Here is a 24,406-nt window from a genome sequence, read left to right as displayed (position 1 = left end):
GCGGCGGTGGCGGGCGTCGGATCCCGGTGACCCCCGGGCGGGACGGCACGGCCGGGCGGTCTCGACGATCCGCCCGGCCGTGCGCGCCGGTCAGCCCATGTGCGGGTAGCGGTAGTCGGTCGGAGGCACGAAGGTCTCCTTGATGGTGCGCGGCGACACCCAGCGGACCAGGTTCTGCCAGGAACCGGCCTTGTCGTTGGTGCCGGACCCGCGCGCGCCACCGAACGGCTGCTGGCCGACGACCGCACCGGTGGGCTTGTCGTTGACGTAGAAGTTGCCCGCCGCGTGACGCAGCGCCTCGGTCGCGTAGTCGACCGCGTCGCGGTCGGTGGCGAACACCGCGCCCGTCAACGCGTAGGAGGACACGTCGGCGGCCTGGGTCACGACGTCGTCGAACCGGTCGTCCTCGTAGACGTGGACGCCCAGGATCGGCCCGAAGTACTCGGTGGTGAACAGCTCGTGCTCGAGGTCGTCGGACTGGATGATCGTCGGTTCGACGAAGTAGCCGACGCTGTCGTCGCCCTTGCCGCCGGTGAGGACGGTCGTGGTGCCCTGGGCGGCGAGCCGGTCGAACAGGGCGGTGTGCTTGGCGAAGGCCCGCGCGTCGATGACCGCGCCGCCGAAGTGCGACAGGTCGGTGACGTCGCCGTAGGTGAGCTGTTCGGTGGTGGCGACGAGGCGGTCCTTGAGGCCCGCGTTCCACAGCGACGCCGGCAGGTACGCCCGCGATGCCGCCGAGCACTTCTGGCCCTGGTACTCGAAGGCGCCGCGCACCAGGGCGGTGACCAACGCCTCCGGTTCCGCGCTGGGGTGCGCGATGACGAAGTCCTTGCCGCCGGTCTCACCGACGATGCGCGGGTAGCCGCGGTAGTCGGCGATGTTCTCACCGACGGTCCGCCACAGGTGCTGGAACGTCGGCGTGGAGCCGGTGAAGTGGATGCCCGCCAGGTCGGGGTCCCGCAGCGCCACGTTCGACACCGCGATGCCGTCGCCGGTGACCATGTTGATGACGCCCGGGGGCAGGCCGGCCGCCTCCAGCAGCCTCATCGTGTAGTGCGCAGCCAACTGCTGGGTGACCGAGGGCTTCCACACGACGGTGTTGCCCATCAGCGCCGGAGCGGTCGGGAGGTTCCCGGCGATCGCGGTGAAGTTGAACGGGGTGATCGCCACCACGAAGCCCTCCAGCGGCCGGTGGTCGAACCGGTTCCACACCCCGGGCGAGGAGTTCGGCTGCTTGGCGATCAGGCCCTCGGCGAAGTGCACGTTGAAGCGCAGGAAGTCGATCAGTTCACACGCGGCGTCGATCTCGGCCTGTACCGCGGTCTTCGACTGGCCCAACATGGTCGCGGCGTTGAGGGTGTCGCGCCACGGACCCGCCAGCAGTTCCGCCGCCCGCAGGAAGACCGCCGCGCGCTCGTGGAACGTCTTGCGGTGCCATTCCGGGGCCGCCGCCTTGGCCGCCGACACGGCCGCGGCGACGTCGGCGTCGGTGGCGTTGCGCGTCACACCGAGGACGTGGGCGTGTTTGTGGGGCTGCACGACGTCGAGTGGGTCGCCGCCTCCGACTCGTTCGACACCTCCGACCGTCATCGGCAGGTCGTGTTGGATGTCGGCGAGTTCGGCCAACCGCCGGGTGAGCGAATCCCGCTCGGCGCTGCCCGGCGCGTACGTGCGCACGGGCTCGTTCACCGGTGTCGGTACCTGAAACAGGGCGTCCATCACGTGCTCCTTCGCAAGATCGATTCTAGTGGCCGTCCCGCCGGATCCGGTCGTGCGAGACGGGCCGGGCACGGGGCCGGCGCAGACCGTCCCGGCACCGGTGTCGTGTCCGGCGGGGTGACGGCACCGCGGGCCGTCGCCGCCGAGGCGGCCGGATGACCGGACGACCTCCGGCCATGCTGTCACGCTCGGCGACGGCTCATGCGCCAGACGGCCCGCTTGTGAGGCCACGTACCCTGACGTGCGTGAAGGGCTCCAAGAACACGTCCCGGGCCGCACTCGGCCCGGTGGCCACGATCCTGTTGTCCACGGTCGCCGTGGTGTGGCTCGGCCTGCAGTTGCTCGCGATGCGGACCCTGCTCGCCGGGGCGGTCGCGGCGGACCCGGGACAGGTCGCCAACCTGGTCATCTCGCTGTCGGGTCTCGTGGTGGGCACCGTCTACGCCGGCGGGGTGGCGGGTGTCTCGCTGGCGAATCTCGCCGACCGCACCGGCGGGTTCCTGTCGAGGCCGCCCCGGATCGTGCCGGCCGCGGCGGGCGGGCTCGGTGTGGGGGTCGTCATGGCGACGGCGTCGTACCTGACGTTCGCGGAGTCGCCGGATCTGGCGACGCTCGTCGCGGCCACCGTGGGTGTCGCGGGCCTGCTGGGCGGCTGTGTCGGCGCGATCAGGTCGGTGCCCGTGGTGACCGCCGGACTGTCGGGCACCGCGGTGCTGCTCGCGGTGTTCGTGCTGCGCGCGTACTTCATGGACGAGCTGCTGAGCCAGCTGGGCAGGGACGTCGGCACGTACCGGATGGTCGTGATCGTGGGCGGCCTGGTGGCGGGTCTGTGCGTCGGGGTGACCGCGTTCCTCTACCTGCGGCGGCACACCCGCCGGGTGGGGCTGTACGGGTTCATCCTTGCGGGTGCCACCCCGGGGGCGCTGTGGCTGCTGGGCGAACTCGTCACGCAGATCGCGGCGAGCTGGCTGACCCTTCCCGGCGAGGACGGCACGGTCAACCTCGACAACCTGAGCCTGGCGCTGAGCGCGGCCTCCCAGTTCAACGGCGGCCTCACCACGCTGTTCGCGGGCGCCACCACGGCCGTCCTGGCGTTCGGCATCCTGCTTCCCAAGCGGCCGTCCGGCCCCGCGACGGGGAGGGGCGGCCGTCCCGGCGGCGCCGGTAAGAGGGGTGGGCCGCCGGCTCAGTCCACCGGCGGCAAGGGCGCGAAGGCGAAGGCGCGGCGCTGAGTCGTCCCCGTCACAGGGTTTCCAGCAGCCGCGCCAACTCCGACGGGTCGTACCACTCCAGTTCCCGGTCCTCCACCGACTCCACGATGAACTCGGCGTCGGCGTCACCGGCGGAGGCGGCCGTGACCAGGCCACGCGCGGTGGTCACGTCGGTGGCGGCCTCCGGGCCGTCCACGTGGATCGCGGCCACCGCCCGCAACGGCACCGCCGCCGCGACGGTGACCCGGCTGTCGCCCAACTCCCCGACCGGCACGCTGAACTGGTCGTCGGGCAGGTCCACCGACACGACCACCCGGCGCGGCGGGGCGGACGGATCGTCGGCCAGCAGCCACAACGCGTCCTGGGCCGCACGGGTGAACGCCGCGTACTCCAGGTCTTCCAACTCACCCTCGATGTACCACTCACGCAGGCCGGGGGTGACGGCGTGCGCCCGGGACACCGGCAGCTTCGACGTCTCCGACAGCTCCCGGAGCAACGGCACGGTGGCCGACAGGTATATCCGCGTCATGGCTCGATTATCCAAGTAGGCGGGCGTCACAGGACGGCAACCGGTGACACCCGCCGAAGGCGCACGGCCGTCACCGGTTCACACCAGGTGGCAACCGGTGAGCCGCCACGCATTCCCGTCGTGGTCGAGGGTGAGGCTGACCGCCCGGTCGCGGGCGGGGGTGCGGAGCATCCAGACGGCCTCCCAGCGGTGACCGGAGCCGCCGCCGCGTGACGGTTCGATACGGGCGGGCCGGCACAGGCCGGTTATCGCCTCGCGGGTCCGCCGCAGTTGGGCGAATCCGCCACGGGTGGCGTCGCCGCGCAACGTCTCGACGGCGCGGTCACCGGTCAGGGCGGCGGCACAGCGACACGCGAGTCGGTGGGCCGCCGAACGGAGCGGATCCGGCGGGGCGGGCGCCCGGGGCGCGGTGATCGCGACTGCGGCGGTGGACGCCAGCGGCCGCAGCCGTACGGCGGGGACGGACGGCGGGAGCGACGGGATCGGCGGATTCACGGTTCCTCACTTTCAGTCGTCGATCGACGCCGGAAAGTATGGGGTGCCGTGTCAACGGTCCACCGGCACGCGGACGCCCCCGCGAACGGGTCGCGGGGGCGTCCGGTGGTGCGTCGATCAGCTGCGGCCGGGCGCGCCGTGGCAGCGCTTGTACTTCTTGCCCGAGCCGCACGGGCACTCCGCGTTGCGGGACGGCGCGCTACCGACCTTCTGCCCGGGTGCGGGCTTCTTGCCGCCGGTGGCCACCCGGGACGACGGGCCTGAGCCGCGCCGCAACGCCGCAGGGGCCTCGTCGGCGACCTCCACGCCGCTCTCGGTGTCGAGGCTGGGTGCCGAGTAGCTCAACCGCTCCGGCTGCTTGGGCGGTGTGAGTCCGCGCGCGGTGACCGTCGCCATCGCCGAGGAGCTGGGGCTGGGTTTACGGCTGGACTTGCCCTTGGCGGGCGCGGCGGCGGCCTGCTCCTCCTGTTCCTGGACCTGGACGTTCAGGTTGAACAGGTAGCGGACGGTGTCCTCCTTGATGCCGTCGAGCATCACCTTGAACATGTCGTAGCCCTCGCGCTGGTACTCGATGACCGGGTCGCGTTGGGCGTAGGCGCGCAGGTTGATGCCCTCCTTGAGATAGTCCATCTCGTAGAGGTGTTCCCGCCACTTGCGGTCGATGACCTCCAGGAGGACGTTGCGTTCGAGGCTGCGCATGACCTCTTCGCCGCCGACCTCCTCCTCACGGGCCTCGTACGCCTTGTGGACGTCGTCGAGCAGCGCCTCGACGATGGTGTCGGGCTCCAGCTTGTCGCGGCCGCCGGCGTCCTTCTCGACGTCCTCGACGGTGACACCGACCGGGTAGAGCTCCTTGAGTCCCTTCCACAGTTCGTCGAGGTCCCAGTCCTCGGAGTAGCCGTCGGCGGTGGCGCCGTTGACGTAGGCGGTGATGACGTCGTCGACCATGTTGGCGATCTCGTCGTTGACGTCCTCCCCGTCGAGGACCCGGCGGCGTTCGGCGTAAATGACCTGCCGCTGCTTGTTCATGACCTCGTCGTACTTGAGGACGTTCTTGCGCTGCTCGGCGTTCTGGCCCTCGATCTGCGCCTGGGCGCTGCGGATCATACGGGAGACGAGCTTGTTCTCGATCGGCATGTCGTCGGGCATGTTGAGGCGGCTCATCAGCGCCTCGACGGCGGCGGCGTTGAACTTGCGCATCAGGTCGTCCTGAAGGGACAGGTAGAACCGGGACTCGCCGGGGTCCCCCTGCCGGCCCGCGCGACCGCGCAACTGGTTGTCGATGCGCCGCGACTCGTGGCGTTCGGTGCCGAGGACGTACAGGCCGCCGAGTTCGCGGACCTCCTCGCCCTCCACGTCGCACTCCTCCTTCCACTTGCCGAGCACGGTCTCCCACTCCGCGGCGTACTTCTCCTCGTCGGCCTCGTCGATGCCGCGGCGGCGGAGTTCGGCGGCGGCCAGGTACTCCGGATTGCCGCCGAGCAGGATGTCGGTACCGCGGCCCGCCATGTTGGTGGCGACGGTGACCGCGCCGCGCCGGCCCGCCTGGGCGATGATCTCGGCCTCGCGGGCGTGGTGCTTGGCGTTGAGCACCGCGTGCTCCACGCCGCGCTTGCGCAGCATCGCCGACAGCAGTTCGCTGTGGTCGACGCTGACGGTGCCGACCAGTACGGGCTGGCCGGTCTCGTGACGCTCCACGATGTCCTCGACGACCGCCTGGAACTTCGCGGTCTGGGTCTTGTAGACGACGTCGATCTGGTCCTTGCGGACCATGGGCCGGTGGGTCGGGATCTCGACGACACCGACGTCGTAGACCTTGTTGAACTCGCCGGCCTCGGTGGTGGCGGTACCGGTCATGCCGCCGAGCTTGTTGTAGAGGCGGAAGTAGTTCTGGAGCGTGACGGTGGCGAGCGTCTGGTTCTCCTGCTTGATCGCCACCCCCTCCTTGGCCTCGATGGCCTGGTGCATGCCCTCGTTGTAGCGGCGGCCCGCCAGTACCCGGCCGGTGAACTGGTCGACGATGAGGACCTCGCCGTCGTCGGAGACGATGTAGTCCTTGTCCTTCTTGAACAGTTCCTTGGCCTTGATGGCGTTGTTCAGGTAGCCGACCAGCGGCGTGTTGGAGGACTCGTAGAGGTTCTCCACTCCGAGCCGGTCCTCGACCCTGGCGACGCCGGCCTCGGTGACCGACACGGTGTTCTTGGCCTCGTCGACCTCGTAGTGCTTCCCGATCTGCATCCGGGAGACGATCTTGGAGAACTCCTCGTACCAACGCTTGGAGTGCGCCGCCGGGCCGGAGATGATCAGCGGGGTCCGGGCCTCGTCGATGAGGATGGAGTCCACCTCGTCCACGATCGCGTAGTTGTGGCCGCGCTGTACCCGGTTCTCCTTGCTGCGGGCCATGTTGTCCCGCAGGTAGTCGAAACCGAACTCGTTGTTGGTGCCGTAGGTGATGTCGCAGTTGTACGCCTCACGGTGCTTGGCGGCACCGGCGCCGGGCGACACGACTCCCACCGTGAGCCCGAGGAAGCGGTGGATCTCCCCCATCCACTCGGCGTCACGTTGCGCGAGGTAGTCGTTCGTCGTGACAATGTGGACGCCTTCGCCGGACAACGCGTTCAGGTACGCGGGAAGGGTCGACACGAGGGTCTTGCCCTCACCGGTGCGCATCTCGGGGATCATGCCGCGGTGCAGCGCGGCGCCGCCCATGATCTGCACGTCGAAGTGCCGCATCCCACGGACCCGGCTGGCGGCCTCCCGCACCGTCGCGAACGCCTCCGGCAGCAGGTCGTCCAGGCTCTCACCGTCGGCCAGGCGCTCCCGGTACTCGTCGGTGAGGGCGCGCAGCTCCGCGTCGGTCAGATCGGTGTAATCCTCTTCAAGAGTGTTCACCGCCTGGGCGATTGCCTTGACCTGTTTGAGCGTCCGGCCCTCGCCGGCCCGCAACAACTTCTCGAATATCGACACGGTGTAGTCAGTGCTCCTATGGGATGTCCTGGCATTCCATCGTACGTGCCCGCCCGAATGTGGCACCTGTCACCGGCGACGCCGAATTCAGTCGCCCGATTCCGGTGCGATCGGGCATGCTCGTTCGGATGGAGCCCATACAGCTAACCACCCCGGCGGCCACCGGGGCAACCGGCGACGCGTCGGGACCCCTCGTGTTGCGCGCGCCACGCGAATCGGACCTTCCGGACTTCTCGGAGATGTTCGCCGACGCGGAGATCGTCCGGTTCACCCTCGTACCGGTCCCGTGGGGAACGGAACACCGTGACGGTTACCTGGAGAGGGTCGCCTCCGCCTGGCACGCCGGTTCGCCGCGCTGGACGATCGCCGACTCCCGGGACCGGCTGTGCGGCACCGTCGGCCTCAACGTGTCGGGGCACTCCGCCGAACTCGTCTACCAGACGGCGCCGTGGGCGCGGCGGCAGGCGGTGGCGCTGCGGGCCTGCCACACCGCGCTCGTGTGGGCGGCCGACACACTCGAGGTGTCTCGCTTCACCTGGTCGGCGATCGTCGGCAACCACCTGTCCCTGCTACTGGCCCTACGGCTGGGCTTCCAGCCGGAGGGGGTGACCAGGGCCGGGGCGATGCAGCGCGGTACACCCGTGGACACCTGGACGGCCGGGATGCTCCCCGGCGAACTACGCGCCCTCGACGACCCGCCGCCGGGCTACGCCCTCGCGCGTCGCCGCGCCGAGGTGTTCGCCGCCCCGCAGCCCCGTCTCACCACCGCACTTCCCGAGCTGACGTTGCGGCCGCTCACGGCCGGCGACGTCGATCGGGTCGCGCAGGCCAGCCGGGATCCGCAGACCATGCGTTGGACCACGGTGCCCCGGCCGTACAAGCGGTTCCACGCCGAGGGCTTCGTGGAGCGGATCGCACCGGACGGTTGGCGACGGGGCACGACCGCCATCTTCGCGCTCGCCGACGCCGACGACGCCTACTGCGGCACCGTGGACATCCGACTGCACGCCGACGACCCGACCGAGGCCGACGTCGGATTCGTGACCGCGCCGTGGGCACGCGGCCGCGGCTACATGCCCGCGGCCGTGAACGCCGTGTGCGACTTCGGTTTCGACAGGCTCGGCGTGGAACGGATCGAATGGCACGCGAACGCCGGGAACGTCGCGTCACGCCGGGTCGCGGAGAAGTGCGGTTTCACCATGGAGGGCACCGTGCGCGGCGGCCTGACCGGGCCGCAGGGCCGACTGGACGCCTGGCAGGCGGCGCTGCTCAAGGGTGACGGCCGGTGAACGCGCGGCGGTTCCCCGCGACACCGTGGCGCACCGAACGGCTGCTGTTGCGGCCGTTGACCCCCGAGGACGCCGACGACGTCGCCGCCACCTGCGCCGACCCGTCGGTCGGTGAGTTCATCTACTCCATACCGCGGCCGTACCGGCGGTCCGACGCCGAGGAGTTCATCTCCGGCGCCACCGCGCGATGGCAGGAGGGCACCGCACAGTGGGCGATCGCCGATCCTGCGACCGGCAGGTATCTGGGTGGAATCGGGGTGCCGCGCCTGGAATGGGCGTTCGAGACCGCCGAGATCGGTTACCTGGTGGCGCCGTGGGCGCGCGGCGAGGGCTACGCGGCCGAGGCCGCCGCCGGCGTCGCGGACTTCCTGTTCCGGCACGGTGTCCGCCGCGCCGAACTGCACATCTCCCCCGCCAACATCGCGAGCCGCCGCACGGCGTCACGGGCCGGGTTCCGGCAGGACGGCAGGTTGCGGGCGGCGATCACCGACCGCTCCGGCGCCCGGGTGGACCGGGTGGTCTACTCGCGGGTGCCGGAGGACCCGCCGGGACCGGTCCACCGGACGCTACCGGACTTCCCCGACGGCGGCCTGTCCGACGGGGTCGTGACGCTGCGTCCACTTCGGCCCGACGACGTCGAACCGATGTTCCGCATGTACTCCGATCCCGACGTGTGGGGACGCTGCGTTCCTCCCCGCCCTCCGGAACGCACCGAGGTGGAGGAGGCGTGCCGGTTCGGCGCCGCGGAGCGGTGGCTGGAGGACCGGTCCGCCCAGGTCGCGGTCGTCGCCGCCGACGACGGCCGGTACCTGGGCGAGGTGGATCTGCACATGTTCATGGGGCCGCCCGGCGAGGGGATGCTCAGCTACCAGCTCACGTCCGAGGCCCGTGGCCACGGCCACATCACCCGGGCGGCGAGACTGCTGGCCGACTGGGCGTTCGACGCGGCGGGTGTCGTCCGGCTGGTCGCGGGCACCGCGGTGGACAACACCGCCTCCCAGGCGGTGCTCACCCGGCTCGGTTTCACCCGTGAAGGCGTGGAGCGTTCCCGGCTGCCCGGCGCCGACGGGTCCAGGGTGGACAACGTCTCCTGGTCGCTGCTGAGCGGGGAGCGGACGTGGACGTGATCGGCGCGACCCGGCCGGCCCCCGGCCGGGTCAACGACGACGGGTTCGTCATCGGCGCCGGCTTCGCGGCGGTGTTCGACGGCTGCACCGATCCCGGACGCGACAGCGGCTGCTCCCACGACGTCCCGTGGCTGGTGGCGCGGCTGGCCGGCCACCTGTCGGCCGCCCTGCTGCACCGGCCGGACCTGCCGCTGCCGGAGGTCCTGGCCGAGGCGATCCGCGGTATGTGCGGCGACCACGGCGACTGCGACCTGTCCAATCCGGACTCGCCGTCCACGACGGTGACGATCCTGCGCGAGACCGGTGACCGGTTGGAGTACCTGGCGTTGGCGGACTCACCGCTGGTGTTGCGGGACGTGGACGGGAAGGTCACGGCGGTCGTCGACGATCAGGTCGACCGGCTGCCGTCGTACACCTTCGACGCCGTCGCGTACTGGCGCAACCGTCCCGGCGGTTTCTGGGTCGCCAGCACTTCGCCCGAGGCCGCGCACCGGGGCGTCACCGGCGAGGTCCCCCGGGCGTCGGTGCGTGACGTGTTGCTGATGACCGACGGCGTGTCGCGGCTCGTCGACCGGTACGGCTACGACTGGGAGCGGGTGATGGACCTGGCGGACGAGGCCGGACCACTCGCGCTCATCGAGACGGTGCACGGCGAGGACGCCCGCGCCGGGACTGCCGGCGGCCGGCCGGAACCCGTGCGGGGCAAGCGGTTCGACGACGCCACCGCCGTGTTGTGTCGGATACCCGACTGATTGCAACCGTTGACAGGGGCCTCCGGCGGCGCCAGGGTCAGATATTGACGAACCCGGATGCAAGGAGGCCCCGATGGCGGACGCCCGGCGGATGCTGGAGGAGTACGTGAGCCAGGCGAAGGTGATGCAACTCGCCACCACCGCCCCGACCGGCCACCCCGCGATCTGCCACCTGTGGTTCGCCTCGGCGCTTCGGCCCGACAGGTTGTGGTTCATCTCCCGCCACGACCGTGAACACTGCGCGAACCTGCGGGCACGGCCGCAGGTCGCCGGTGCCGTACTGAACACCACACTGGATGAACTGGGCGGCACACCGGTGCGCGGCGTGACCTTCACCGGCACCGCCCGGCAGCTCCCCACCACCGGGGTCGACGTCCAGGTATCGGCGTACCTGGCCCGGTGGCCGAAGGCGGTCAACGCGATCGACGTCGAGCGGCTGGCCAAGGAGGAGGTCCACCACCGCATCTACGAGATCGCCGTGGACGGCTGGGTGCTGTTCGACGAGCTGGAATCCAAACCGCCCAAACAGGAGGTGGCGGCGTGGTGACCCACGCGGCGCGTCACGCGCGTGGCGGCACACGCCATCTCCGGGTACGTCGCGGACGGACGGCGGGGCCCGACCGCCGGGACACCGGCGTCGTGTCTCGCCGGGCGGCCGGAAATCCGGCCACCGGCACGATCACGAGGTGACGCGCCCAACCACTGCCGGTGTCGCGCCGTCTCCGGTGGAGACGGTCGCGATGGCGGGCGCTGTGTTCCGGAGGTCTCCCACGACCCCGGTGCCCCTGGCGTGTGCGTCGGCGGCCGCCCGGTGAGGTGACCGGGCATCCGCCCCACGCGGCGGGTCAGATCTCCAGACGGAGCAGCCCGTAGTCGAAGCCCTTGCGGCGGTACACCACACAGGGTTGACTGGTCTCCTTGTCGTGGAACAGATAGAAGTCGTGCCCCACCAGCTCCATGTGGAACAACGCGTCGTCGACCGTCATCGGTTCGCCCTGGTGCGACTTCTCCCGCACGATCCTGCCGGGCAGACGGTCCTCCACCAGGCCGTCGTACGGATCGACGTCCTCGGAGATCTCCCGCCTGCCGGACGGGCGGTCTCCGTTGTCCACCAACGCCGCCGTGGCCTGTCCCACCGACAACGGGGTCCGGCGGCCGTGGTGGACCCGTCGACGGTCCGCCATCCGGCGGAGCCGGCCCTCCAGTCTGTCGCTGGCCGCCTCGAACGCGGCCGTGAAGTCCTTGGCGCACGCCTCGGCCCGGATGATCGGGCCCTTGGACCGGCACGTGATCTCCACGCGCTGGCACTGCTCGTGCTGCCGTCGGTTCGGCTCATGCTGTAGCTCGACGTCGATGCGGATCACCTTCTGGTCGAGTTTCTCGACCTTCTTGCGCAGCTTGTCGGTCACGAGCTGCCGGAAGTGATCCGGAACCTCGACGTTGCGGCCCTTGACGACTATCTCCACGTCATACCTCCCACACGTCAACACGTGTATCAATCGGAGTCGATGAACCGGGTCGCCCGCCGACCGCGGCCGTTACGGCCGGGCAATAACCCGCAGCGGGACGGCGGGGGAATTCGATCTCCCTTCATCCGTTCGCGCCTTGCGCGTTATCTTCTTGAGATCTCTAGACAGTAGCGCGTCACAGGGCGGATGTCATCATCAGATCCGGGTCGGATTCGACCCGCCGCAAGGCCGTCGCCCCGGTGATCGCGGCGTTCACCAGCAGTCCCTCACGTCGCAGCGCCCGCCTGGCCGCCGTCAACGCCGCGCCCGTGGTGACGATGTCGTCCACCAGGACGATCCGGGATCCCCGTCCCAGGCGGCGCAACCGCGACAGCGCCGACCGTCGCGGGTACGTCGCCGCCTCGGCGGCCGACCGGCGGTGCGTCGCCGACAGCCCGGCGGAGTCGGGCCGGTCGCGGGAACCCAGTGCGGGGACCCACCACGTCCCGGGACGTCCCGCGGCGACCCGTGCGGCCAACGTCGCCGCGTGGTCGAACCCCCGGCGCCGCCTGGCCCGCCGGGTCGAGGGCACCGGGACGAGGACCACCGGCTCCGGCCCCGCCAACACCGGCAGGCGGGCGAGGCGGGCGGCCACCACCCCCGCCAGGTCCCGCCGGCCGCCGTCCTTGAACGCGAGCAGGCAACTGCGCGCGACGCCCTGGTACGGCCAGCCGGACAGGACGACCAGCCCGGGGAGCCGTCGCCGCAGCACCGGCGAGCCCGCCAGTACCGCGCGGCAGCCCTCGCACACCGCCCGGCCCGGAGGCGGTCGGCCGCCGCAGCCGCCGCACTCGTCCGGCACCACGAGATCCCGCAGCCGGTGGAACCCGGCCCGCCACCACGAATCCCCACCTTCGGTCATCATGTGATGACAGCACGGAGCGGCCGGACGCGCCAGTCGGTTTCCGCGTCGGGCGCCGTCAGCCCACGACGAACGGGTTGACGCCGACCGCGTCCATCGAGTCGCCGTCCCGCTCGATGCGTACCGGTGAATAACTCCCGCCACCGTAGACACGGCCGATACTGCCGCCGACCTGTACGACGATCGGCTGCCCCACGGCGGGGTTGCGGTCGGGCGGGTTGCACCGCACGGCGAGGGCGTCACCCCGTTGACCGGTGGTGCTGTCGACGACGTCGCGCATCGGGAGCTGCTCGGAGTTGTCGATCGACACCTCCCACAGCCACGGTTCGGCGCCGTCGACGACGCCGATCATCAGCAGCCGGGTCTCCTGGCTCCAGCCCACGTCGGCGACCTGGGCGATGTTCACCCCCACGCGCTGTGCCTCACCGAGTTTCACCGCGAACTCGTCGGTGTAACTGACCGGCGCGACGTACGTGTGCTCGCCGGCGACCAGCGCGAGCCTGCGGGCGTCGGGCGCCAGCGAGATGTCGGTGATCTGCGCGTCGATGTCACCCATCGACACCGGCGCCGACTCACCACTGCTCACCTTCACCGCCGTGGGACGACCGTCGGCCAGCACCAACAGCGTCGCGGCGTTTATCCACTGCGGATCGGTGATGTACCCGGCCGAGAAGTCGCCCACCCGTTCCAGGTTTCCGGGCGGCCCCACCATGAGGAAGTCACCGGCGCCCTGATTGACGACCGCCGCCATCTGGGTTCCGCGCGGTTGGACCGCGGCCTCCCGCAGGCCCTCCACCGCCTCACCGGAGAACGGCGCGTCGGGATCCACCCCCCGGACGACGCCCTCGTCGATGAAGTAGATGGCGGCCCCGTCGGCGGTCTCCTCGTCCGAGGGGGCGCGGTTGTGCTCGGCCCAGCTGCTCACGGTGTCGCTGAGCTGTTCGCGGCCGTCGACGACCAGGGTGAGCACCATGTCGTCGTCCAGGCCGAAGGTCCACGCCAGCTGGGCGCCCACCACGTCGAACCTGTCGAGTTGCGCGGTCGCGGAACGGGCCGACACCTCCACCGTCACCTCGGTGTCGGTGACGGTGACGCCCTCCCGGGCCGTCCCGGGCGGGATCGCGCTGGAGACGCTGGCCTCCAGCCACTCCGAAGGCCCTGCCAGCAACCATTCGAGCATGCGTTCGTGGCGCGCGGCCGGATCGGAGATGGCACCGGGCAGCCACCGCAGGTCCGGGACCAGGGTGCCGGCGGCGTCCGAGGTCGCCGGGAAGTACAGCGGACGGGGTTCGTAACGCTGACCGAACACGGTGTCGAGCACGACGACCTGTTCCGGCGGGTTGACGATCCGCCACAGGTCGGACTGATAGTCGCGGGAGAGCTTGAACTCCTTGACGTAACTGGTGTCCCCGGTGGGTTTGCGGACCTGCCCGGACTGGCTGTACACGCCCACGATGTCGGCCGCGACCTCCACGGTGGCGGTCGTGGTGCTGCCACCGGAGACGGACCGGACGCCGTCCTCGCGCAACCGGATCACCGGCATGCCCGCCGACGGTTCGCTCCAGTCGGCCTCGGTCTCCAGGAAGATGTCGAGCCGGTCGTCGCGGCCGGCCCAGTCACCGGCCGACGCGCCGAGGAAGTTGGAGACGGTCCGCTCGGCGTCGCGTTCGGGTTCCAGTGGCGGGAACTGCTCGCTGAACGACTCCTGGGTGTCCTCGCGGGCCACCTCGCTGACGACGGTCGCCGGTCCCGACGAGGGCACGCCGCAGCCCGACATCGTCAACACGGTCACGGACGCGGCCACCAGCAGCGGCCTATTCGGTCTGGTCATCGTCATCTCCACCGCAGGGATCGGCCGCGAAGTCCAACGGCAACGGCGAACTGAGCACCTTGTCGCCGGAACGCAGCGGGAGTGTGAGGCGGAACACCGAGCCCTCACCGGGCCGGCCCACCGCCTCCAACTGTCCGTTATGGAGTTTCGCGTCCTCCGAACTGATCGACAGGCCCAGGCCGGTGCCGCCGGTCTGCCTGGCACGTGACGGGTCCGCCCGCCAGAACCGGTTGAACACCAGTTCCTCCTCCCCCGGTTTCAGGCCGATGCCCCGGTCGCGGACCACGACGGCCAGCGAGGTCTCCGAGGAGGCCAACACGACGCACACCGGCGCCGCCTCGGCGTGCTCGATCGCGTTGCCGATCAGGTTGCGCAGGATCCGCTGCACCCGCCGCACGTCGATCTCGGCGATCAACGGCGTGTCCGGGATGTGCAGCCGCACCGGTACTCCGCAGCGTTCCGCGAGCGCGTGGAACGACGCCGACACACTCGTCACGATCGGCCCCACCTCGACCGGCTCGGTGTCCAACTGGGCGAAGCCGGCGTCGAACCGGCTGATCTCCAGCAGTTCGGCGAGCAGGTCCTCGAAACGGTCGAGTTCGTCGTGGAGCAGTTCGGCGCTGCGCGCCGCCGGCGCCGGATAGTCCTCCCGGTTGTCGTACAACAGGTCGGCGGCCATCCGGACCGTCGTCAACGGCGTCCGCAACTCGTGGGAGACGTCGGAGGTGAACCTGCGCTGCAACCGCGACATGTCCTCCAACCGCAGGATCTGCTGATGCAGGTTCTCCGCCATGAGGTTGAACGACCCGGCCAGCCTGGCGAGGTCGTCGGCGCCCTTCACCGTCATGCGTTCGTGCAGCAGACCCGCCGAGAGCCGCTGTGCCGTGCGGGCCGCCAACCGGACCGGCGTCACCACCATCCGGGTCACCAGGCCCGCGATGACCCCCAGCAGGAGCACCAGGGCGACACCGGCGATCACCAGGGTCGTCCGCACCAGCGAGGCGATCTGGTTCTCCGCGTCCAACGGGAACAGGAAGTACAGCTCGTAGACGAGCTGGTCGGTGTACACCGGTGTGCCCACCGCCAGGAACGGCCGGTTCCCCTCACCGTCGGGATTGAGCGTGGCGAACTGCCGGTTGAACTTGCCGTCACGGACGTTGTCGGTCAGTTCCTCCGGCAACTGCGCCTCGGTGACCGACGCCTCGGCGGGCCACGCCTCCCCGATCGGATTCGCGCCGCGGATGCGCAGCAACACGGTCGGCTGCCCGACCTGGTCCTCCTCGCCGGCGAGCTCCCGCACCAGGCCCCCCATCTGGCCGCCCAGATTGGGTTCCTCGGCGGTCACCACCGTGTCGAGGGCGTCCCGGACGACGTCACCGGCCCGCTCCACCTGGTCCACCGACCCGTCGACCTTCGTGTCGACCATGCCGCCGATGATGGTGGAGGCGACGACGAGGCTGAACACCACGACCAGCACGGTCGACGCCACCAGGGTCGCCGACACCACCCGGACCTGCATCGACCCACGCCACGCCCGCAACACCGGCGCGGCCAACCGCCGGGCGAACCGCACGATCCGGCCGGTCGCGCGGGCCATGCCCTCGACGACGTCGCGGCCGGTCATGACGCCGACGGGAACCCGGCCGGCGCCGGGCACCCGGCGAGGACGCCGCCCGGCACACGGCCGAGCGGCTCTCCGTCACGTACCGTCACGCGGACGGCCGACTGTCCCACGGCCACCCGTCAGGCCGTCCCCGCCTTATATCCGACACCCCGCACGGTCTGGATGAGCTGCGGGTTCTCCGGATCCGGTTCGATCTTGGCGCGGAGCCGCTGCACGTGGACGTTCACCAACCGGGTGTCGGCGGCGTGGCGGTAACCCCACACCTGCTCCAACAGGACCTCACGGGTGAAGACCTGCCGCGGTTTACGCGCCAACGCCACCAGCAGATCGAACTCCAGCGGCGTCAGCTTGACCTCCACCCCGTTGAGCGTCGCGCTGTGCGCGGGAACGTCGATGGCGACCTGAAGACCCGGGCGGCCGATCTGCAGCCTCTCGGGGGCGACGTCGTCGCCGCGACGCAACCTGGCACGCACCCGGGCGACCAGTTCCTTGGGCTTGAACGGCTTGATGATGTAGTCGTCGGCGCCGGACTCCAACCCCAGCACCACGTCCACGGTGTCGCTCTTGGCGGTCAACATGACGATCGGCACGCCCGACTCCGCGCGAATCGACTTACACACGTCGATACCGCTCATGCCGGGCAGCATCAGGTCCAGCAGGACCACGTCGGGACGGTGTTCGTGGAAGGCGGTCAGCGCCTGTTCGCCGTCGGTGACGAACAACGGCGTGAAGCCCTCACTGCGCAGCACGATTCCGAGCATCTCCGCCAGCGCGGGGTCGTCGTCGACGACCAGAACCCTTGCTCTCATAACACCCATGCTTCCATCCGGCCAAAACTACTCGTAGAACTCCGACATTAGCGGCGCATGATCAGCTTATTGCCGCCCGCTACACCACCGCGTCGGCCGATCACCGCATACCCGGTCCGTTCGGTCACCCCGCACCGTACGCGCGGGCGGCGGGCGTTCCTCCGAACCGGTCGCGGCACCGCTGTCACGGCCCGCTGGCCCCGCCATGGCACGATGAACCGACCACTCATCACGCGACAAGGGTTAAGTATGACCGGATCCCCGGTGATCCCGCTGCGCCCGATGACCGTCGGGGAGGTGCTGGACACCGCGGCGGCGCTGTTGCGCACCCGCTGGCAGGCGCTCCTGGGGATGTCGTTCGCGCTCGCCCTGATCGAACAGGTCGGGATGACGGCGCTGCGGCTCGCCACCGCCGAGGACGTCCGGCCCCGCTACTGGGGGGAACTGGTCGGCGACGGCGGCATGGCCTGGGCCTGGATCACTATCGGGCTGACCAGCGAGATCTTCATAATCACGCTGCTGTCGGGACCGGCGACCCGGACCGCCGTAGCCGCGGTACGCGGCGAGGATCCCGCGTCGCTGCCGTGGTCCACGCTGTCGGGCGGCCGCTGGGGCCAGGTGACGGCGTTCGCCGGGATCATCGCGCTCATCGGCGGCGTGGCCGCCGCCGCCTGCTTTTTCCCGTGGTTCGCGGTGTACATGGTGTTCGGCCTGTCGGTGCCGGCGCTGGTGGCCGACCGACTCGTACCGGGCAAGGCGTTCTGGCGGTCCCCGAAACTGCTCGCCCGGTCGCGGTGGCGCACCGGGTACATCAGGTTGGTGACCTACTTCGCCTGGCTGGTGATCCGGCTCGGCATCACCTGCGGCGCGATGGCGCTACTGCAGTACTTCGACTTCACGACCCTGCTGTTCGACTACTTCCTCATCCTGCTCGGCTTCGTGTACCTACTGGTGAACACCGCCGGGTACGCCATGATGGCGTGTGCCGACGCCGTGATCCACATCGAGGCGAGGGTGCGCACCGAGGCCCTCGACGTCGCGGTGGCGCGGATGCGGGCGCGTGGTGAGCCCGTCGATCTCCCCGCACCGGAGGCGCGATGACCGAGTGGTGGACGCACCTGGTGGCCGACGTCGCCGACTGGTTCCCCGGCGGACTGTTCGGCCTGCTGCTGGCGGTCGTCGTGGCGGCCGTACTGGTGGGGCTGGCGATACAGCGCCGGGGCCTGTTCCGGTGGCGGCCCTCTCGCCGGCGTGCCGCACCGCCTCGGGAGGCGAAGGTGACCGCCGAGATCGAGGAGACCGATGACGAGCTGGTGCCGGACGTCCCCGGCGACGTGCTGGTGGACCGGGCGCACCGGTACACCGCCTCCGGCGACTACCGGCGCGCGGTACGGGAGTGGCTGCGGGTGATGGTGCGCGACCTCATCGACGACGGCGGTCTGGTGCACAGTCCCGGCATGACCGTGACGGAGCTGGCGACCGCCGCCGGATGGACCGTGCCGGGCGCGGCGGGCCCGATGAGCGAGGCGGCCGAGGTGTTCTCCGCGATCTGGTACGGCGGAGTGGAGGCGGACATCGCGAGCGCCGAACGGATGCGTGGCCTGCGCGATCGGCTGGCGACGGCCCTGGTCCCGCACTCGCCGGTGCTGGTGCGTGGCGCCGAGGCGGCGTCATGACCGCCGTCGCCGAACCGGACGTGAAGCGCCCGGAGGAGCCCACGACGCCACGGCCGCGGTTCGACCGGCGGCGCATGGCGATTCCGCTGCTCGTCGCGCTGGTCCTCATCGTGTTCACGGTGGTGGCCGCCCTGGTGGAGAGCCCCGACCCGAGCGATCCCGCGTACCTGTCGCCCGAATCGGCGCAGCCCGACGGCGGCAGCGTTCTCGCCGGGGAACTGGCCGCGGCGGGGGTGACGGTCGAACGCTTCACCGACGCGACGGAGGGACTCGCCGCCGCCGGGGACGGGACGACGGTGTTCCTCCCGGCTCCGGCGTTCCTCAACACCGATCAGCTCTACCAGCTCGGTGATCTCGTCCTGACGGCGTCGGACGTGACGATCGTGATGGTCGATCCGCCTCGCAACCAGATCACGCCACTGGGCCTGGACACCTCCGGCGGGGCGCGCATCGCCACCAGGCGGCTGGCGCCCGAATGCGACGCCCTCGCCACGACGGCCGAGGCCGACGTCGGCCGGCAGGCGTACCGGCCGAGTGAGACGGTGGCGGGTGCCGGCGAGCAGTGGTCGCTGTGCTTCGACGGGTATCTGGCGCGCGCCGAACTCACCGGTCTGGACGTGACGGTCGTCGGGGCGGGTGACCCGTTCGGCAACGCGGGAATGGCCCTGCCGGGCAACCGCACGCTGGCGTTGGAACTGTTGGCGGGTCACGACCGGCTGGTGTGGATCGACGTCCACGCGTTGGCGACACCGGCACCGGCACCGCAGCCGTCCGACTACCCCGACGTGGAGGCACCCGAGCCGCCGCCGTCGGTGCCGATCCGGTGGCCGGAGGCCGGTCCGACGAACCCGCTGTACGACGCGATGCCGCAGTGGCTGTGGGCGGGTCTGGTCGGTCTACTCGTCCTGGGTGTCATGGCGGCGTTGTGGCGGGGCCGACGACTGGGGCCGCCCGTCGCGGAGCCGTTGCCCGCGTCGGTGCCGTCAGCCGAGACGGTGCACGGGCGGGCGCGGTTGTACCGCCGGGCCTACGCCTATCCTCAGGCGTTGCGTGCCCTGCGCGCCGGTGCCCTTCGCCGGATACGGCCGGTGTTGGGGCTGTCGTCCCAGGCCGACGAGGCCACCGTCGTCTCGCGGACGGCCGCGCACTGCGGCTGGTCCGAACCGGACGTGGCCGCGGTGCTGTTCCGGTCGGAGCCCCGGTCCGAGGCCGAACTGTTTCACGCCCGCCACACCCTGGACGCCCTGGTTGCCGCGGTGGAGAACTCCAGACCACAAGGGAGAGATGAGTGAATGACACGACGGCGGTGAGCGCCGAACAGGCACGTGAGTCCCTCGGGCTGCTGCGCCGGGAGGTCGGGAAGGTGGTGGTCGGGCAGGACGCGACCATCTCCGGGCTGGTCCTGACGTTGCTGTGCCGCGGCCACGTGCTGCTCGAGGGCGTGCCGGGTGTTGCCAAGACCCTGTTGGTGCGGGCGATGGCGGCGGCGTTGTCGCTCGACACCAAGCGGATCCAGTTCACGCCGGACCTCATGCCCGGTGACGTGACCGGTTCGCTGGTGTACGACACGCAGACGGGCCGGTTCGACTTCCGCAACGGCCCGGTCTTCACCAATCTGCTGCTGGCCGACGAGATCAACCGGACTCCTCCCAAGACGCAGGCGGCGCTGCTGGAGGTCATGGAGGAACGGCAGGTCTCCGTGGACGGTGTGCCGAGGCCGCTGCCGACGCCGTTCTGTGTGGCGGCCACCCAGAACCCGATCGAGCAGGAGGGCACCTACCCGTTGCCCGAGGCGCAGCTCGACCGGTTCCTGTTGAAGCTGACGGTCCCGACCCCCTCCCGCGAGGACGAGATCACGATCCTGCAGCACCACCACCGCGGATTCGACCCCCACGACCTGACCGCCGCGGGCGTCACGCCGGTGGCGGGGGCGGCGGATCTGGCGGCCGCGCAGCACGCCGTGGACGCGGTGCAGGTGGCCGACGGGGTGCTGGCGTACATCGTGGACATCTGCCAGGCCACCCGGCAGTCGCCGTCGTTGTCGCTGGGTGCCTCGCCGCGCGCGGCCACCGCGCTCCTGGCGGTGTCGAAGGCGTGGGCGTGGCTGGCGGGACGCGGCTACGCCACGCCCGACGACGTCAAGGCGCTCACCCACGCGACGCTGCGACACCGGGTGCAGGTGCGCCCGGAGGCGGAGTTGGAGGGGGTCACCGCCGACGACGTACTGGGCTCGCTGCTCGCGGCCGTCCCCACGCCGCGGTGATCACGTGGCGGCCGGTCGCGCTGTGGGCGGCCGGGATCCTGACGCTGCCGGCCTGGCCGTCGCCCTGGCCGGTGTTGTGGACGTGGCTGGTCGTGGTCGCCGCGGTGGCCCTCGCGGACTGGCTGCTGGCGGTGCCGCCGACCGCCGTCCACATGTGGCGCACCGGGGACACGGTGGTCCGGCTCGGCAACTCGGCCGAGGTGACGCTGCACGTGCGCAACGACGGTGCGCGCCCGATCCGGGGCAGGGTCCGGGACGCCTGGACGCCGTCCGCCGGCGCCGAGAACGAGCGGTACCTGCTGAACCTGCCGCCGCGCGCCACCGCGACCCTGACGACCCGGCTGACGCCGGTGCGGCGTGGCGACCGGCACGCCGCGACCGTGACCATCAGGTCCTTCGGACCGATGGGGTTCGCGTACCGGCAGACCGGGAACCGGGCGGCGTCGGCGCTGACCCCGCGATGGCGGGTGCGGGTGCTTCCGCCGTTCCACGCGCGACGGCACCTGCCCGAGAAGTTGGCCCGGCTGCGGGTCATCGACGGGACGGTCGCGATGCGCGGAGGTGGTCAGGGCACCGAGTTCGACGCCCTGCGCGACTATGTGCCCGGGGACGACGTGCGTTCGATCGACTGGCGCGCCTCGGCCCGGAGTCAGTCCATCGTGGTCAAGAACTGGCGGGTGGAGCGGGACCGGCGGGTCGTGTCGGTCATCGACACCGGACGCACCTCTGCGGTCCGGGTGGGAGACGAGCCACGGCTCGACGCGCAGATCGAGGCGTGCCTGTTGCTGTCGACGGTCGCGGCCGTCGCCGGTGACCGGGTGGACGCGCTCGCGGTGGACACCGAGGTGCGCGCCGCGGTGCAGAGCGGCGGCAAGTCGGTGGTGCCGCGGCTGCTGCAGGCCATGAGCCCGCTCGAACCGGCCCTGGTCGAGACCGACTTCGGCCTGGTGGTGTCGGAGGTGCTGCGGCGGGAGTCGAAGCGGGCACTGGTCGTGTTGTTCACGTCTTTGGAGCCGGGTGTCATCACCGAGTCCCTGTTGCCGTCGCTTCCCGCGCTGGCCTCCCGGCACCGGGTGATCGTGGCGGCGGTGTCGGATCCGGAGGTCGCGCGGTTGCGTGACGCGAACGACTCGCCGCTGGACGTGTACCGCGCGGCCGCGGCGGAACAGTCGCTGTTGGAGCGGGGGAAGGTGACGGCGGCACTGGCCCGCCACGGCGTGGAGGTGATCGACGAGCCCGCGGACCGGTTCGCCTCGCTCGTCGTCGACCGCTATCTGACGTTGAAGGCGACCGGCCGGCTCTGACCTCCGGCCCCGCCGTGGCCAGGCCATCCGACCCGCCTAAGAGAGGCGTGGTCGGCCGGAACGCCGCAGCGGATCGGGGGTGTTCATCGACCGTCCTCAAAAGAACAGGCCCGGCTTATACAGAAGGTCGTCGAATTGTTACCGTCACTGTTATGTACAATCCATGCATGATCAGAACAACCGTGAGCATCCCGGATGACGTCGGCGCGATTCTCGCGGATCTCGCCAAGAAGAACGGCACCAATCTCGCGGCGGAGATCGCCAAGGCCACCGAGGAGACCGTCTGGCGTCGCCGCATCGCCGACCACGGTGAATGGCTGAGGGCCAATCCCGAGGTCAAAACGGCGCATGAGGAGCAGATGATGCGCCTGTGGAAGCTGAGCGGGGAACAGTGGCGGTAAAACGGGGGGAACTGGTCCAAGTCGGACCCGACGTCGTACTGGTGGTCTCGGGGGGCATGTTCAACCAATTGCCCGACGAACCCGGAATGGTCGCAGTCCCGATCACCGACAACGCCTCAGGACCGCTGACGGTGAAGCTCGGAGAACATGGATACGCCGTTCCCGGCTGGGTGACGAGCATTCCGAAGTCCGCCGTCACGGGTTCCGTCGGCCGCGCCACCATCGGCGAGCTCACCGAGGTCAACAACATGCTGTTCAAGATCCTCGGCACCGACTGACACGAGGACGCGCATCACCGTGATGCCCGTGGAATGCGACAGGGCCGCCCCCAGCGGTGCGGGGGACGGCCCTTCGGCTGTCGAGACGCGGTCAGCCCGCGTCGTACTCGTAGAAGCCCTTGCCGGTCTTGCGGCCGTGGTCTCCGGCCGCCACCATGCGGGACAGCAACTCCGGCGGGAAGAACTTCGGGTCGCCGGTGTCGGTGTGGATGTTGCGGGTGGCGTGCAGCAGCACATCCAACCCGGTGAGGTCCGTGGTCGCCAGCGGCCCCATGGCGTGTCCGAAACCGAGCTTGCAGGCCACGTCCAGGTCCTCCGCCGAGATGACGCCGTTCTCGACCAGGGACACCGCCTCCATCACCAGGGCGCAGATCAGCCGGGTGGTCGCGAATCCGGCGACGTCACGGTTGACCACCACGCAGGTCTTACCGATCTCCTCGGCGAAAGCGCGTGCGGTCGCCAGCGCCTCGTCGGAGGTCTTCAGCCCGCGCACCAGTTCACACAACGCCATCATCGGCACGGGCGAGAAGAAGTGGGTGCCCACGACCTGTTCGGGCCGCCGCGTGACCGCCGCGATCTGGGTGATCGGGATCGCCGAGGTGTTGGTGGCCAGCACCGCCCCGGGCTTGCAGATGTCGTCGAGTGCCTTGAAGACCTCCTGCTTGACCTCGAGCTTCTCGAAGACGGCCTCGACGACGATGTCGGCGTCAGCGGCGGCGGAGAGCTCGGTGGTCGTCGTGATGCGGTCGAGGGTGGCCTTCACGTCGTCTTCGGTGATCTTCCCCTTGGAGGCGAACCTCTCCAGCGACTTCCGGATGCCCGCGACACCGCGTTCGGTCGCCTCGGTCGTCAGGTCGCGCAATGTGACCCGCCATCCCGCCTGCGCGGCCACCTGGGCGATGCCCGCGCCCATCAGACCCGCGCCGATTACGGCTACCTGACCTGCCATGCCTACTCCTCTCGAAGCGGCCGGTCCGTGACGTGAGACGCCCGGCCGACGCGCGCCGCGTACTCGTGGGTAACGCCATCGACCTTAACGGTTGTTCAGCGGCGCGGAGCGCCACCCCACACGCCCGGTATGGTTCGGCCATGAGCGTGCATCTGACCAAGATCTACACCAAGACCGGGGACGACGGCACGACCGGCCTGTCGGACTTCAGCAGGGTCTCCAAGACCGACGCCCGGATCGTCGCCTACGCCGACGTGGACGAGACCAACGCGGCGATCGGGGTCGCCGTCGCCCTGGGTTCACCGGGCGAACGGCTCGCCGAGGTGCTTCAGGCGGTGCAGAACGACCTCTTCGACGTCGGCGCCGATCTGTCGACGCCGGTGCACCCGGAACCGAAGTACCCGCCGCTGCGCATCACCCAGGCGTACGTGGACCGGCTGGAACGCTGGTGCGACGAGTTCAACGCCGACCTGCCCAAGCTCGACTCGTTCATCCTGCGGGGAGGCACTCCGGCCGCGGCGCTGCTGCACCAGGCGTGCACGGTGGCGCGTCGCGCCGAGCGGGCGACCTGGGCGCTGTTGAAGGAGCACCCCGACGACACACACGCCCTGCCGGCCACCTACCTGAACCGGCTGTCGGATCTGCTGTTCATACTGGCCCGCACCGCGAACGACGGTGCCGACGTGCTGTGGAAGCCCGCGGCGAACGCCTGACGGCCGCCGCGGCGCACCGGCCGGGCCGATCGCCGGGCGCACTCCCGCGCCCGGCACCGTGACGGTGTGACCGGAACGGACACCGCGGGCGGGATCGGA

23 protein-coding genes are annotated in these 24,406 nt (G+C 70.5%); 13 read left to right on the top strand and 10 right to left on the bottom strand.

Features of this window, described 5'->3' with window-relative positions:
* Nucleotides 1–90: 90 nt before the first annotated feature.
* The gene (gene pruA, locus LX16_RS17795) at nt 91–1,719 is read right to left on the bottom strand and encodes an L-glutamate gamma-semialdehyde dehydrogenase (RefSeq protein WP_147140277.1); all 1,629 of its coding nucleotides are present in this window, start codon (nt 1,717–1,719) and stop codon (nt 91–93) included.
* A gap of 245 nt (nt 1,720–1,964) precedes the next feature.
* Between pruA and LX16_RS17790 the strand changes: the two genes are divergently transcribed.
* Nucleotides 1,965–2,951: a hypothetical protein gene (locus LX16_RS17790; protein ID WP_147140275.1), complete on the top strand. Its 987-nt coding sequence runs from the start codon at nt 1,965–1,967 to the stop codon at nt 2,949–2,951.
* 10 nt (nt 2,952–2,961) lie between these two features.
* Here the strand turns inward: LX16_RS17790 and LX16_RS17785 are convergent, their stop codons facing one another.
* The 3 genes from LX16_RS17785 to secA all read right to left on the bottom strand — a co-directional run bounded on the left by LX16_RS17785 (nt 2,962) and on the right by secA (nt 6,921).
* The gene (locus LX16_RS17785; protein WP_147140273.1) at nt 2,962–3,459 is read right to left on the bottom strand and encodes a DUF6912 family protein; all 498 of its coding nucleotides are present in this window, start codon (nt 3,457–3,459) and stop codon (nt 2,962–2,964) included.
* Between the two features lie 78 nt (nt 3,460–3,537).
* The gene (locus LX16_RS17780; protein ID WP_147140271.1) at nt 3,538–3,954 is read right to left on the bottom strand and encodes an Rv3235 family protein; all 417 of its coding nucleotides are present in this window, start codon (nt 3,952–3,954) and stop codon (nt 3,538–3,540) included.
* A 117-nt stretch (nt 3,955–4,071) separates the two neighbouring features.
* Nucleotides 4,072–6,921, bottom strand: a complete 2,850-nt coding sequence (gene secA, locus LX16_RS17775; RefSeq protein WP_147140268.1) for a preprotein translocase subunit SecA — start codon at nt 6,919–6,921, stop codon at nt 4,072–4,074.
* Between the two features lie 128 nt (nt 6,922–7,049).
* Here secA and LX16_RS17770 point away from each other — a divergent pair, with 128 nt between their 5' ends.
* The 4 genes from LX16_RS17770 (at nt 7,050) to LX16_RS17755 (ending at nt 10,636) form a co-directional block, all read left to right on the top strand.
* Entirely contained in the window at nt 7,050–8,210 is a 1,161-nt protein-coding gene (locus LX16_RS17770) for a GNAT family N-acetyltransferase (protein WP_158645646.1), read from the top strand.
* Nucleotides 8,207–9,337, top strand: coding sequence for a GNAT family N-acetyltransferase (locus LX16_RS17765; protein ID WP_147140264.1), 1,131 nt, complete (start codon nt 8,207–8,209; stop codon nt 9,335–9,337). The genes LX16_RS17770 and LX16_RS17765 overlap by 4 nt, the downstream gene beginning before the upstream one ends.
* A complete protein-coding gene (locus tag LX16_RS17760) occupies nt 9,328–10,089 on the top strand; it encodes a protein phosphatase 2C domain-containing protein (protein WP_147140262.1) in 762 nt (253 codons plus the stop codon). Before LX16_RS17765 ends, LX16_RS17760 begins: the two co-directional genes overlap by 10 nt.
* 73 nt (nt 10,090–10,162) lie before the next feature.
* Nucleotides 10,163–10,636 (top strand): pyridoxamine 5'-phosphate oxidase family protein, encoded by a 474-nt coding sequence (locus LX16_RS17755; protein WP_147140260.1) that lies wholly within the window; start codon nt 10,163–10,165, stop codon nt 10,634–10,636.
* Between the two features lie 298 nt (nt 10,637–10,934).
* Here LX16_RS17755 and hpf read toward each other — a convergent pair whose 3' ends face one another.
* From hpf to mtrA, 5 genes are all read right to left on the bottom strand, one after another.
* Nucleotides 10,935–11,555 (bottom strand): ribosome hibernation-promoting factor, HPF/YfiA family, encoded by a 621-nt coding sequence (gene hpf, locus LX16_RS17750; RefSeq protein WP_147140258.1) that lies wholly within the window; start codon nt 11,553–11,555, stop codon nt 10,935–10,937.
* A 178-nt stretch (nt 11,556–11,733) separates the two neighbouring features.
* The gene (locus LX16_RS17745) at nt 11,734–12,459 is read right to left on the bottom strand and encodes a phosphoribosyltransferase family protein (protein WP_147140256.1); all 726 of its coding nucleotides are present in this window, start codon (nt 12,457–12,459) and stop codon (nt 11,734–11,736) included.
* 58 nt (nt 12,460–12,517) lie between these two features.
* Nucleotides 12,518–14,290 carry an LpqB family beta-propeller domain-containing protein gene (locus LX16_RS17740; protein WP_158645645.1) on the bottom strand — a complete coding sequence of 591 codons (1,773 nt, stop codon included), beginning with the start codon at nt 14,288–14,290 and terminating at the stop codon, nt 12,518–12,520.
* Entirely contained in the window at nt 14,274–15,914 is a 1,641-nt protein-coding gene (mtrB, locus tag LX16_RS17735) for an MtrAB system histidine kinase MtrB (RefSeq protein ID WP_147140252.1), read from the bottom strand. The genes LX16_RS17740 and mtrB overlap by 17 nt, the downstream gene beginning before the upstream one ends.
* A 119-nt stretch (nt 15,915–16,033) precedes the next feature.
* Nucleotides 16,034–16,723, bottom strand: coding sequence for an MtrAB system response regulator MtrA (gene mtrA, locus LX16_RS17730; protein WP_147140250.1), 690 nt, complete (start codon nt 16,721–16,723; stop codon nt 16,034–16,036).
* Nucleotides 16,724–16,972: 249 nt separating this feature from the next.
* On the opposite strand from mtrA, the gene LX16_RS17725 reads away from it, so the two are divergent.
* The 7 genes from LX16_RS17725 (at nt 16,973) to LX16_RS17695 (ending at nt 22,645) form a co-directional block, all read left to right on the top strand.
* A complete protein-coding gene (locus LX16_RS17725) occupies nt 16,973–17,824 on the top strand; it encodes a hypothetical protein (protein WP_147140248.1) in 852 nt (283 codons plus the stop codon).
* Nucleotides 17,821–18,399 carry a DUF4129 domain-containing protein gene (locus tag LX16_RS17720; RefSeq protein ID WP_147140246.1) on the top strand — a complete coding sequence of 193 codons (579 nt, stop codon included), beginning with the start codon at nt 17,821–17,823 and terminating at the stop codon, nt 18,397–18,399. The genes LX16_RS17725 and LX16_RS17720 overlap by 4 nt, the downstream gene beginning before the upstream one ends.
* Complete coding sequence (locus LX16_RS17715) at nt 18,396–19,691, top strand: DUF4350 domain-containing protein (RefSeq protein WP_147140244.1); 1,296 nt, start codon at nt 18,396–18,398, stop codon at nt 19,689–19,691. Before LX16_RS17720 ends, LX16_RS17715 begins: the two co-directional genes overlap by 4 nt.
* The gene (locus tag LX16_RS17710; protein ID WP_147140242.1) at nt 19,688–20,662 is read left to right on the top strand and encodes an AAA family ATPase; all 975 of its coding nucleotides are present in this window, start codon (nt 19,688–19,690) and stop codon (nt 20,660–20,662) included. The genes LX16_RS17715 and LX16_RS17710 overlap by 4 nt, the downstream gene beginning before the upstream one ends.
* Nucleotides 20,659–21,966, top strand: coding sequence for a DUF58 domain-containing protein (locus tag LX16_RS17705; protein ID WP_211354564.1), 1,308 nt, complete (start codon nt 20,659–20,661; stop codon nt 21,964–21,966). Before LX16_RS17710 ends, LX16_RS17705 begins: the two co-directional genes overlap by 4 nt.
* 167 nt (nt 21,967–22,133) lie before the next feature.
* Entirely contained in the window at nt 22,134–22,367 is a 234-nt protein-coding gene (locus LX16_RS17700; protein WP_147140240.1) for a hypothetical protein, read from the top strand.
* A 56-nt stretch (nt 22,368–22,423) separates the two neighbouring features.
* A complete protein-coding gene (locus tag LX16_RS17695) occupies nt 22,424–22,645 on the top strand; it encodes a MazF family transcriptional regulator (protein ID WP_147140239.1) in 222 nt (73 codons plus the stop codon).
* Nucleotides 22,646–22,736: 91 nt separating this feature from the next.
* Here LX16_RS17695 and LX16_RS17690 read toward each other — a convergent pair whose 3' ends face one another.
* Nucleotides 22,737–23,594, bottom strand: coding sequence for a 3-hydroxyacyl-CoA dehydrogenase family protein (locus LX16_RS17690; protein WP_147140237.1), 858 nt, complete (start codon nt 23,592–23,594; stop codon nt 22,737–22,739).
* Between the two features lie 140 nt (nt 23,595–23,734).
* Between LX16_RS17690 and LX16_RS17685 the strand changes: the two genes are divergently transcribed.
* Nucleotides 23,735–24,307: a cob(I)yrinic acid a,c-diamide adenosyltransferase gene (locus LX16_RS17685; RefSeq protein WP_147140235.1), complete on the top strand. Its 573-nt coding sequence runs from the start codon at nt 23,735–23,737 to the stop codon at nt 24,305–24,307.
* The last annotated feature ends 99 nt before the right edge of the window (nt 24,308–24,406 follow it).

The sequence above is a fragment of the Stackebrandtia albiflava genome (genome assembly GCF_007994225.1).
Lineage (GTDB): Bacteria > Actinomycetota > Actinomycetes > Mycobacteriales > Micromonosporaceae > Stackebrandtia > Stackebrandtia albiflava.
This window is presented reverse-complemented; position numbering and strand designations above follow the sequence as displayed.

Coding starts and splice junctions, on each gene's coding strand:
- mtrA (WP_147140250.1), bottom strand. CDS start 16,723: ATGAGAGCAAGGGTTCTGGTCGTCGACGACGACCCCGCGCTGGCGGAG.
- LX16_RS17740 (WP_158645645.1), bottom strand. CDS start 14,290: ATGACCAGACCGAATAGGCCGCTGCTGGTGGCCGCGTCCGTGACCGTG.
- LX16_RS17690 (WP_147140237.1), bottom strand. CDS start 23,594: ATGGCAGGTCAGGTAGCCGTAATCGGCGCGGGTCTGATGGGCGCGGGC.
- LX16_RS17695 (WP_147140239.1), top strand. CDS start 22,424: ATGTTCAACCAATTGCCCGACGAACCCGGAATGGTCGCAGTCCCGATC.
- LX16_RS17785 (WP_147140273.1), bottom strand. CDS start 3,459: ATGACGCGGATATACCTGTCGGCCACCGTGCCGTTGCTCCGGGAGCTG.
- LX16_RS17700 (WP_147140240.1), top strand. CDS start 22,134: ATGATCAGAACAACCGTGAGCATCCCGGATGACGTCGGCGCGATTCTC.
- LX16_RS17725 (WP_147140248.1), top strand. CDS start 16,973: ATGACCGGATCCCCGGTGATCCCGCTGCGCCCGATGACCGTCGGGGAG.
- pruA (WP_147140277.1), bottom strand. CDS start 1,719: ATGGACGCCCTGTTTCAGGTACCGACACCGGTGAACGAGCCCGTGCGC.
- LX16_RS17720 (WP_147140246.1), top strand. CDS start 17,821: ATGACCGAGTGGTGGACGCACCTGGTGGCCGACGTCGCCGACTGGTTC.
- mtrB (WP_147140252.1), bottom strand. CDS start 15,914: ATGACCGGCCGCGACGTCGTCGAGGGCATGGCCCGCGCGACCGGCCGG.
- LX16_RS17685 (WP_147140235.1), top strand. CDS start 23,735: ATGAGCGTGCATCTGACCAAGATCTACACCAAGACCGGGGACGACGGC.
- LX16_RS17745 (WP_147140256.1), bottom strand. CDS start 12,459: ATGACCGAAGGTGGGGATTCGTGGTGGCGGGCCGGGTTCCACCGGCTG.
- LX16_RS17715 (WP_147140244.1), top strand. CDS start 18,396: ATGACCGCCGTCGCCGAACCGGACGTGAAGCGCCCGGAGGAGCCCACG.
- LX16_RS17755 (WP_147140260.1), top strand. CDS start 10,163: ATGGCGGACGCCCGGCGGATGCTGGAGGAGTACGTGAGCCAGGCGAAG.
- LX16_RS17770 (WP_158645646.1), top strand. CDS start 7,050: ATGGAGCCCATACAGCTAACCACCCCGGCGGCCACCGGGGCAACCGGC.